A 9,416-nucleotide genomic window follows, 5' to 3' on the forward strand; every position below is an offset into this window, starting at 1 on the left:
CTGATCTTCGACCAGAAATTCGCTGTTGCCCAGGCGCAGCACCAGCGCGCCCGATTCCTGCACTAGCCAGGAATTACGCTCAGTGGGGATTTCCACCTTATGCGCAACCAGCCATTGCACCGCATTGAGGCCTTTCACCCCGAAGCGTGGAAAACAACTCACATCGCATGCGCCCAGGAGCTGCTTGCGCTGGTTCTCCACCGCGCCATCCCCGTATCCCAGCGCCACTTCCATGCCGTAGAGCGCACCCATCCTGGGGGATAGCCGCTTCTGGGCATAGGCAACAGGGGTCGGCTGTATCACCGTTTGCATGTCATGCTCCTTGTTGAGACTTGATAAAGGGCGTTTTGGCCACGGTCGCCCTGACCATGGCGCCGCTGTCCGTCCTGATCTGGAATTCGGTGCCCGGCATAATCTGCGATGGGTCGACATAGGCCAGGCCGATTACGCGGTTGACCGAGCGGCTGAACGCGACGCTGGTCGTCCGGCCCTTGATCTGGCCGTTATCGATGACCAGGTTGCATTCCTGCGGCATCTCGCCGCGATACCCCTCTGCCAGCGTGAAAGGTACCAACCGCTTCTTGGTAGGCCGCTTGGCAATAATCTTCAGGCTGCGCTGGCCGACAAAAAACGGTTTGCCCATCTTGATCGCCCACTCGGCGCCGATTTCATAGGGATTGGTCAGGCCGTCGGTATCGTGGCCCACCAGATGATTGCCCATTTCCAGCCGCAGCAATCTTTGTGCATCAGTCCCGAAAGGCCGCAGGCCATGCCCTGCGCCCGCAGCCAGCAGCGCATCCCATACCCGCTGGGCACTGCCCGCCGGCACATGGATTTCATACGCGAGCTCCGCAACGAAACCGACCCGAACGATGCGTGCGGCAACGCCGGCCACCTCGGCCTCACGGATGCCGCCATACGGAAACGACTTGTCCGAAAGATCGAGCGCGGTCAGTTGTGCAACGATCTGGCGCGATTGCGGCCCGGCCACATTGATCAAGCCATAGGCGCCGGTGACGTTGATCAGCCCCACCGCCAGTTTCCAGATTTGCAGCCAGCGCTGCATTTCGCGATAGACCGCGGCCGCATTGGAGGTGCTGACCGTGACATAGAACACTTCGTCGGAGATACGCGCGACCACGCCATCGTCGACGACGACGCCGGACTCGTCCAGCAACAAGGCATAGCGCGTCTCGCCGACTTTCTGGCTGGCGAAGCTGCCAGCATAGAAACGCTCGAGGAACTGCGATGCGTCCGGCCCCTGCAATTCGAATTTCCCCAGCGAACCGCCGTCGATAATGCCGGCTGACTGGCGTACCGCCAGCGCCTCGGCCTGCACGATGTCCTGTTTGGCCAGGCCGGGTTTCTTGTAGTAAGCCGCGCGCAGCCACGCGCCGACTTCCACGAACTCCGCCCCGGCGGATTCATGCCAGCCGTGCATCGGCGTCAGGCGATGCGGATGGAAACCCCGCCCGGCCAGATGCCCGATCGGTGTCGGATGGAAGAACGGGCGCGCGGTTGTAGTGCCGATCCGGTCGACCGGCAGGCCGCGTATTTTCGCCAGGATGCGTATCGCATTCATGTTGGAATGCTTGCCCTGGCTGGGTCCCATGCCGACCGTGGTAAAGCGTTTCATCAACTCGATGTTGTCGAAGCCTTCCTTGGCGGCATTGACGAAATCCTTCACTTGAATATCTTCATCGAAATCGACGAAATTCTTGCCATCCGGATGCGGCACGATAGGATAGGGATGGCTTGGCGCCGGCCCGGTGTGCGCATCCACCGCAATTTGCGGCGCGTCTTTTCCCAGGTACCGCAACACTTCGGCAGCGGCGCGTGCGCCGTCCTGCATGCGCTGCTCCAGGCCAAACACACCGTTGACCTTGCCCGCCGCAAACACGCCGGCGGGAAGTTTCGCCGGCACGTACTGCTGCACCGCGCCGTCGTAACGCATCGTGGTGCCGGCCTGGTACAGCAACGCCGCCGCAGGCGCCCAGCCGGCGCTCATGGCGATGCCGTCGCATTCGACGGTGAAGGCATTGCCGGGATCGGCAACGCTAATGGCCTCGTCGTAGGCACATATCGTTGCGCCCTCCACGCCGAACTTGCCTTTGGTCGGCAATGCCTCAAAAACGCAGCTGCCTTTGTATATCGCAATGCCTTTGCGGGCGACTTCTGCCGCCAGCGTGCTGTTTTCGCCCTCGGCGCGCATATCCACCAGGGCTGCCACCTTAATTCCCGCTTGCGCCAGATCCAGCGCAACCCGATAACCATGGCTGTTTGCCGTGACTACCACCCCCTTATGGAAAGGCTTGACGGCATAGCGGTGTATCAGGCGCTGAGCGGCCGACCCCAGCATCACGCCGGGCAGATCGTTGTTACGGAATACCGGCGGCTGTTCGAATGCGCCGCTGGCGGCAATGACGGTTTTTGCCCGCACTTTGGTGATGCCGTCGGCTTCGACGATGGGAACCAGATGATCGGTGTAGTAGCCGGCGGCATAGGCGTCGGTGCGCAAGGTGATATTCGGCTGCTTGCTCACCATTTCCAGCAGTTCCGCCAGCTTTGCCGTCAGTTCGGCCGAACCCGCCTTGTCGTAGGTCAGGCTGCCGCCGGCATGCCGGTTTTCGTCCACGACAATGACTTCCAGCCCCGCATCAGCGGCAACCAGCGCCGCCGCCAGCCCCGTCGGCCCGGCACCTACCACCAGCAGATCGCAATGGCTGTTGAGTTTCGGTTTGGTAATGCGCGGAAATTTGAAATTGACGATGCCTAGCCCCGCCGCTTTGCGAATGACGTTTTCCCAGAACGGGAACAAGCGGCGCGGCGTGTGGAACGCCTTATAGTAGAAACCCACCGGCAGCAGCGCCGAAATGGAATCGATATAGCGGCTCTTGTCGTTCCTGACGCCGCCGTCGGTATTGACGACCTCCAGCTTCATCCCGCCCTGCACCGCCACCACATCGCCGCGCATGTTGGTATCGATGCCATCGGTCACCATGACATTGACGTCGTGATTGGCCAAGCTCAACACGCCGCGCGGACGGTGATACTTGAAGCTGCGGCCGAGCACCATTTCGCCGGCGGCCCACAGCGCGCTGCTGATGGTGTCGCCTTCATAGGCGGTGTATTCCTTGCCTTCGAACGTGAATCTCAGGCTTTTGTCGCGATTGACCCACTCTCCTGCGATGCGAGGTATGCGCATGCTCATTTCTCTTCCTCCTGCCCGAACAGGTAGGTGCGCGCCACCTCTTCGGTCATTGTGTTGCGCTCGGCGATAAACCAGGTTCCGCTCGGAGCGTGGTACCACCATTCCTTTTTCAGACCGGGAGCACCGTCGCGGTAGTGCACGTACGAGGCCCATTCCGTATCGGAGCAGGCGTTCTGGTCCGGCATCTCGCGGCACTCGCCGCCGAACACGAACTCGCTGATCGGCCTGGTTCCATTCATAGGACAGTTCAACAGTTTCATAATGGATTCTCCTTTTAGTGCCCGACCGAAGCCGCGCCCTTTTCCCCGGTCAGTTCGTAATCTTCGAACCTCGACAGGCGGAAGGAATGGATCAGGTCGGGGGCTTTATCGTTGGCGACGGTTTCCGCCATGCTTTTGCCGCTGATCGGCGTCGCCTTGAAGCCCCAGGTGCCCCATCCGGCATCCAGATAGAAGCCTTCCACCGGCGTCTTGCCCATGATGGGAGCGAAATCCGGGGTCATGTCCGCCATGCCCGCCCACTGGCGGACGATCTTGATATTGGAGAGGAAGGGGAACATGTCCAGCATGTGCGACGTCAGGCCCTCGACGAAATCCAGCGAAGACCGCGTCGAATGCACCTCGTAAGGATCGAGGGAGGAACCCATCACCAGTTCGCCGCGCGAGGACTGGCTGACATAAACATGCAGACTGCCGGAAACCAGGATGGTGTCCAGCCACGGCTTCATCGGCTCGCTCACGCAGGCTTGCAGCGGATGGATCACGATGGGCGTTTTCACGTCGACCATCTTGCACACGCGCGGGGTGAAGCCTGCCACGGCGGACAGCACCTTGCGCGTGGCAATATAGCCGCGGTTGGTCTGCACGCCGACCACCTTGCCGTTTTGCACATCGATATGCTGCACTTCGGTATTCTGGAATATTTCCACGCCGCGGCTATCGGCGCCCCGGGCATAGCCCCAGGCGACGGCATCGTGGCGCGCCACCGAACCCGGTTCGTGATACAGCGCGCCCAGGATCGGCGCCTTTCCGCTACAGCTGAGATCCAGTTGGGGGCAAGCCTGGGAAATTTCGTTCAAGCCCACCACCGAGCTTTTCACGCCGACATGTTTATTGACCTCGGCGCGCCAGCGCATGGTGCGCATCGCCGATTCGGTGTGCGCCAGCGTGAAATGGCCGCGGGTGGAATAGAACAGGTTGATGTCGAGTTCTTCGGAAAGACCCTCGAACAGCTTCACGCTCGCGTTGTAGAAATTTACGCCATCAGGCGTCAGGTAATTGGAGCGCACGATGGTGGTGTTGCGTCCTGTGTTGCCCCCGCCGATATAGCCGCGCTCAAGCACCGCGACATTGGTAATGCCGTGATCCTTGGCCAGGTAATAAGCTGCGGCAAGGCCATGCCCCCCACCCCCGATAATCACGGCGTCATAGGTTTTTTTCGGCGTTTCATGAGCCTTGAAAAAACGCGGCTCGTTATATTCGCGGCTTACGGCAAACTTGAGCAGTCGATACGGCATTCCCAGTCCTCACGCAATACCTGTTCATCCGGAACAAGTTTTATTTATCAGACAATGATGTATTTAATTAACTTTTTTAACTTACATGAAACTTGTTGGATGCATTACATCAAACCCAAAATCGTTTGTCAATATTAATTGGAAACTTTTTTTCACGCCAGTAAATTTTAGGTGGAGGAATATATTTTTTTCTTGTAGACTGAAAGAGTTAGCCCATTAATAAAGGAATACAACCTGATGACCCCGACTGAGATGCTAGCTTCCGATGCCGCGCCATCGGAGGTTCAGGCCAAATCGCTGGACCGTTACCTCGGCAATACCATCCGCCAATTGCGCCTGGAACATGGGCTAACCATTGCCGAAGTGTCAGAGCGGGCGGGTATCAGCCGTGGCATGCTGAGCAAGATTGAAAACGGCCTGACATCCACCAGCCTGGAAACCTTGGAGCAACTTGCCAATTCGCTGGGGGTCACGCTGTCGCGGCTGTTCCGCGGCTACAACGTGCCATCCGGCGGCGCGCAACTGGTAAAAAGCGGGCAAGGCCTGGAAGTGGTAAGGCGCGGTACGCGCATAGGGCATACCTATCATCTGCTGGCTTACGATCAGGGGCCGCAGAAATCATTCGAGCCATTTCTGATTACGCTGGAAGATCCGGGGGAGGAATTCCCTGCGTTCGAGCATCCAGGCACCGAATTCCTGCATATGCTGGAAGGCGTTCTTGAATACCGGGTGGGCGACGAAGCTTTCGTGATGGAACCGGGCGACTCGTTGACGTTCCGCGGAGAAATTCCGCATCGCCCGGAAAAAATGCACAAGTTGCCGATCCGTTTTCTCGCCATCATCCATTACGACGCGCCCAATACCGGAACAGGAACCGATGAGCAATGAACACACCCCAAGTCGGGGATGCCCCATAAGGAGTAGGCGGCGGCCAGCACCGTCCCAAGAAGCTCAAGGCGGTACGCAATTCGCTGGGCTCATGATCTCAATAGATAAGCCTTGGGCGTAAGGAAGCAACCAATTGATTCAATTTGAATTTATAACACGAATGGGGCGAAAACCGGCGTAGCTGCGGGAGCCGCGTATGATTAAAGTGTGAGCACACTAAAATCCCGAGCCCCTAAGGGGCCGGATATTTTAATGACGAGTTTAATTAATTTTTTGGAGGCGGAAGTCGGAATCGAACCGGCGTCCACGGCTTTGCAGGCCGCTGCATAACCACTCTGCCATTCCGCCTTGCGAAACAAAACAGTGAAACTAAAACGGGGAAAGCTGTCTGCCTTCCCCGTTTTTAAAGCTGGAGCGGGAAACGAGTCTCGAACTCGCGACCTCAACCTTGGCAAGGTTGCGCTCTACCAACTGAGCTATTCCCGCATCGAAAGAGCCGCCATTTTAAGGATTTCGGCCGCCTTGTCAACCACCGTCGCGCGCGATTATTTGAGGCCAGGCGGCCCTGAGGTAGTAAGCCATTGACAGCAATGTCAAAAATGCCGCGACATAAATCAGCAGTGTACCGACGAAATGCACATTTAAAGCGCCTACCGGATCGGAATACAGCAAAAACAGGATCGCGGCCATCTGCAAGGCGGTCTTGACCTTGCCGATCGCTGCCACCGCGACGCTGGAGCCGGAGCCCACGCCGGCCATCCATTCCCTTAACGCCGAGATCGCGATTTCGCGTCCGATGATGATCAAGGCAACGATGGCGCCGACGCGCTCGAACTCGACCAATACGATCAGCGCGGCAGCCACCATCAGCTTGTCCGCGACCGGGTCGAGAAAAGCGCCGAACGCCGAGGTCTGGTTAAGGCGGCGCGCCAGATAGCCGTCCAGCCAGTCGGTCACCGCCGCCAGCGCGAACACCAGCGTGGCGAAAAGATTGCTTTCATGCGCTGTCAGCGTGCCCGCCGGCAGATAGAACAGGCCGACAAAGATGGGAATCAGCACGATGCGCAGCATGGTGAGCGAATTGGGGATGTTCCAGCGCATGGTCGTCTCTAGTGCAGTTCCTGATAAATTTTCTCAGCAAGAGTTTTACTGATCCCTTCCACTTGCGCAAGCTCGTCGACGCTGGCGTTCTTCACGCCGGCGAGACCGCCGAAGCGCACCAGTAATTTCTGGCGCCGTTTTGCGCCTATGCCGCCGATATCCTCCAGCGACGAATGCATGCGCGCCTTGGCGCGGCGGCCGCGATGGCCGGTAATCGCGAACCTGTGCGCCTCGTCGCGGATTTGCTGCAATAAATGCAAACCCGGATTGTCCGCCGGCACGCGCAGCGGTTCTTCGCGGTCGGGAAAAAACAGTTGCTCCAGCCCCGGCTTGCGCTCCTCGCCCTTGGCGATGCCCAGCAATACCACATCCGGCAGGCCGACCTCCAGCATCACCTGCTCGGCGATGCCGAGCTGGCCCTTGCCGCCATCGATGAATATCACGTCCGGCACCTTGCCGCCATCTTTTCCATCCCCCGCGGCGATCTTCTTGTAGCGCCGCGTCAGCGCATCGCGCATCGCCGCATAATCGTCGCCGGGCGTGATGCCTTCGATGTTGTAGCGGCGGTATTCGGAATTCTGCATCGCGCCCTTGTCGAATACGACGCAGGAAGCCACCGTCGCCTCGCCCATGGTATGGCTGATATCGAAGCATTCGATGCGGTTCACCGTCTCGGGCAGATCCAGCGCCTCGCGCAGCGCGTCCAAACGAGTTTCCTGCGTGGCCTTCTGCGCCAGATGCTGGCGCAGCGCGATTTCGGCATTGGTCTCTGCCATTTTCAGCCACACGCGACGATCGCCGCCGGCATAGGCGCTGATCTGCACCTTGCGCCCGGCCTGTTCGCCGAGCAGGGTCTCCAGCGCCTCGCTCTCCAGCGCCACCCCGGTAATGATCAACGGCGGCACCGGTCTATCTAAATAGTGCTGCTCCAGAAACGCCAGCAGCGCCGTGGCCGCGTCGCAGCCTTCGGCGTTTTTCGGGAAGAAACTGCGGTCGCCCAGGTGACGCCCGCCGCGTATCATCACCAGATTCACGCAGACCGTGCCGTGTTCGGCGATGCACGCCACCACGTCGGCATCACCGCTGCGGAAATCGGCCACGAACTGCCGCGCCTGCACCTGGCGCAGACTCTGCATGCGATCGCGGTATACCGCGGCCAGCTCGTACTGCTGCTTTTCGGCGGCTTCCGACATTTGCAGCGCCAGGTCGTCCATCACCTGCTGTTCCTTGCCCTCGAGAAACATCGCCGCATGGCCGACGTCGCGCTTGTAGTCCTCTTCCGAAATGTAATTGACGCATGGCGCGGTGCAGCGCTCGATCTGGTGCAGCAGACACGGCCGCGAGCGGTTGGCGAACACGGTATTCTCGCAGGTACGCAGCCGGAACACCTTCTGCAACAGCTGTATGCTCTCGCGCACCGCCAGCGCGCTGGGAAACGGCCCGTAATACCGGCTGGATTTGTGCTGCGTGCCGCGGTGAAACGCCAGCCGCGGAAAAGCGTCGCCGCTGAGCATGATGTAAGGGTAGGACTTGTCGTCGCGGAACACCACGTTGTAGCGCGGCATCAGACTTTTGATCAGGTTGTTTTCCAGCAGCAGCGCGTCGGCTTCGGACTGCGTCACGGTGGTTTCGATGCGCGCGATCTGCGCCACCATCATCCGTGTGCGCGGGCTGGGCAGGGTTTTCTGGAAATACGACGCAACGCGCTTTTTCAGGCTCAGCGCCTTGCCGACGTAGATCACCTCGTCGGCGGCATTGATCATCCGGTACACGCCCGGCAGGTTGGGCAGGCTTTTGAGGATGGGTTTAGGGTCGAACATAAGAAATCAACCGCGGTGGCACGGCGAGGAATTCCCGTGCCCCGCGGTTAACTATTTCAGCCCAGCAATTTACCCGCGATAGCCCAATCCTCCATTTCGACCTCATCGAAGGTGATATAGGTATAGGAAGGCGGCTTGTGCGCATGGCGCTGCATGGTTTCGGTGATTTCCTCGGCAATTTTCTGCTTTTGCTCGCGGGTCAGGTTGCCGGCAAGACGGACATTGATATAAGGCATCTCAGTTCTCCAGTTCGTTGCGGATATGCCTGAACACTTCGTGGAACATGGCCTCGGTCAGGCGCCTGGTCTGGGTATTGTAGCGGCTGCAATGGTAGCTGTCATAAAGCACCTGTCCGTGCGGCAGCACATGGCGCGCGCCGTGGCCGAACACGTAGTCCTTGGGCTTGAGCCTGAACGCGCGCAGCACCGCCGCATGCGCCACATTGCCCAGCGCCAGCACGATCGCCTGCGGCAGTTGCGCCAGCTCGGCCGCCAGATAGCTGTTGCAGTTGACGATTTCGGAAGTCTCGGGCTTGTTGGCCGGCGGCAGGCATTTGACCGCATTGGTGATGCGGCAATCGATCAGCCGCAAGCCGTCGTCGGCAGAGGCCGAAGTCGGCGCGCTGGAGAAACCAAGTTTGTGCAGGGTGTGGTAAAGCAGAATACCGGCGTGGTCGCCGGTAAAGGGGCGCCCGGTTCGATTCGCCCCGTGCAATCCGGGGGCCAGTCCGACAATCAGCAAACGCGGGGCATCATCGCCAAACGGTGGTACCGGACGGCAAAAATAGGCTGGGTTTGCGGCTTTGACCTCGTCAAGAAAAGTAGCGAGACGTGGACAAAGGCGGCAGTTGAGATCAAAAATCGTCATGTATTGGGTTACC

General features: G+C 59.3%; 8 protein-coding genes, 2 tRNA genes and 1 pseudogene. 1 reads left to right on the top strand and 10 read right to left on the bottom strand.

The window, feature by feature from the left end; translation table 11 throughout:
* From VGK14_RS02270 to VGK14_RS02285, 4 genes and pseudogenes are all read right to left on the bottom strand, one after another.
* Nucleotides 1-312 (bottom strand): annotated as a pseudogene (locus tag VGK14_RS02270) (sarcosine oxidase subunit gamma); the annotation flags it as partial.
* Nucleotide 313: 1 nt separating this feature from the next.
* The gene (locus VGK14_RS02275) at nucleotides 314-3,211 is read right to left on the bottom strand and encodes a 2Fe-2S iron-sulfur cluster-binding protein (RefSeq protein WP_331507308.1); all 2,898 of its coding nucleotides are present in this window, start codon (nucleotides 3,209-3,211) and stop codon (nucleotides 314-316) included.
* On the bottom strand, nucleotides 3,208-3,471 hold the full coding sequence (locus VGK14_RS02280; RefSeq protein WP_331507309.1) for a sarcosine oxidase subunit delta: 264 nt from the start codon (nucleotides 3,469-3,471) through the stop codon (nucleotides 3,208-3,210). The genes VGK14_RS02275 and VGK14_RS02280 overlap by 4 nt, the downstream gene beginning before the upstream one ends.
* A 14-nt stretch (nucleotides 3,472-3,485) precedes the next feature.
* Nucleotides 3,486-4,727 (bottom strand): FAD-dependent oxidoreductase, encoded by a 1,242-nt coding sequence (locus VGK14_RS02285; RefSeq protein ID WP_331507310.1) that lies wholly within the window; start codon nucleotides 4,725-4,727, stop codon nucleotides 3,486-3,488.
* A 237-nt stretch (nucleotides 4,728-4,964) separates the two neighbouring features.
* Here VGK14_RS02285 and VGK14_RS02290 point away from each other — a divergent pair, with 237 nt between their 5' ends.
* Complete coding sequence (locus VGK14_RS02290) at nucleotides 4,965-5,615, top strand: XRE family transcriptional regulator (RefSeq protein WP_331507311.1); 651 nt, start codon at nucleotides 4,965-4,967, stop codon at nucleotides 5,613-5,615.
* A gap of 274 nt (nucleotides 5,616-5,889) precedes the next feature.
* Here VGK14_RS02290 and VGK14_RS02295 read toward each other — a convergent pair.
* The 6 genes from VGK14_RS02295 to VGK14_RS02320 all read right to left on the bottom strand — a co-directional run bounded on the left by VGK14_RS02295 (nucleotide 5,890) and on the right by VGK14_RS02320 (nucleotide 9,403).
* Nucleotides 5,890-5,963 (bottom strand) — tRNA-Cys (locus tag VGK14_RS02295).
* 62 nt (nucleotides 5,964-6,025) lie between these two features.
* Nucleotides 6,026-6,101 (bottom strand) — tRNA-Gly (locus VGK14_RS02300).
* A gap of 39 nt (nucleotides 6,102-6,140) precedes the next feature.
* The gene (gene pgsA / locus VGK14_RS02305; RefSeq protein WP_331507312.1) at nucleotides 6,141-6,716 is read right to left on the bottom strand and encodes a CDP-diacylglycerol--glycerol-3-phosphate 3-phosphatidyltransferase; all 576 of its coding nucleotides are present in this window, start codon (nucleotides 6,714-6,716) and stop codon (nucleotides 6,141-6,143) included.
* An 8-nt stretch (nucleotides 6,717-6,724) separates the two neighbouring features.
* Nucleotides 6,725-8,536 (bottom strand): excinuclease ABC subunit UvrC, encoded by a 1,812-nt coding sequence (uvrC, locus tag VGK14_RS02310; RefSeq protein ID WP_331507313.1) that lies wholly within the window; start codon nucleotides 8,534-8,536, stop codon nucleotides 6,725-6,727.
* A 56-nt stretch (nucleotides 8,537-8,592) separates the two neighbouring features.
* Nucleotides 8,593-8,772 carry a 4-oxalocrotonate tautomerase family protein gene (locus VGK14_RS02315; protein WP_331507314.1) on the bottom strand — a complete coding sequence of 60 codons (180 nt, stop codon included), beginning with the start codon at nucleotides 8,770-8,772 and terminating at the stop codon, nucleotides 8,593-8,595.
* 1 nt (nucleotide 8,773) lies between these two features.
* Entirely contained in the window at nucleotides 8,774-9,403 is a 630-nt protein-coding gene (locus VGK14_RS02320) for a uracil-DNA glycosylase (RefSeq protein WP_331507315.1), read from the bottom strand.
* Nucleotides 9,404-9,416 lie beyond the last annotated feature (13 nt).

Source organism: Novimethylophilus sp. (genome assembly GCF_036504375.1).
Lineage (GTDB): Bacteria > Pseudomonadota > Gammaproteobacteria > Burkholderiales > Methylophilaceae > Novimethylophilus.

Excerpts from the sequence above, each read along its gene's own strand:
- VGK14_RS02275 (WP_331507308.1), bottom strand. The coding sequence starts at position 3,211 with ATGAGCATGCGCATACCTCGCATCGCAGGAGAGTGGGTCAATCGCGAC.
- VGK14_RS02280 (WP_331507309.1), bottom strand. The coding sequence starts at position 3,471 with ATGAAACTGTTGAACTGTCCTATGAATGGAACCAGGCCGATCAGCGAG.
- VGK14_RS02285 (WP_331507310.1), bottom strand. The coding sequence starts at position 4,727 with ATGCCGTATCGACTGCTCAAGTTTGCCGTAAGCCGCGAATATAACGAG.
- VGK14_RS02290 (WP_331507311.1), top strand. The coding sequence starts at position 4,965 with ATGACCCCGACTGAGATGCTAGCTTCCGATGCCGCGCCATCGGAGGTT.
- pgsA (WP_331507312.1), bottom strand. The coding sequence starts at position 6,716 with ATGCGCTGGAACATCCCCAATTCGCTCACCATGCTGCGCATCGTGCTG.
- uvrC (WP_331507313.1), bottom strand. The coding sequence starts at position 8,536 with ATGTTCGACCCTAAACCCATCCTCAAAAGCCTGCCCAACCTGCCGGGC.
- VGK14_RS02315 (WP_331507314.1), bottom strand. The coding sequence starts at position 8,772 with ATGCCTTATATCAATGTCCGTCTTGCCGGCAACCTGACCCGCGAGCAA.
- VGK14_RS02320 (WP_331507315.1), bottom strand. The coding sequence starts at position 9,403 with ATGACGATTTTTGATCTCAACTGCCGCCTTTGTCCACGTCTCGCTACT.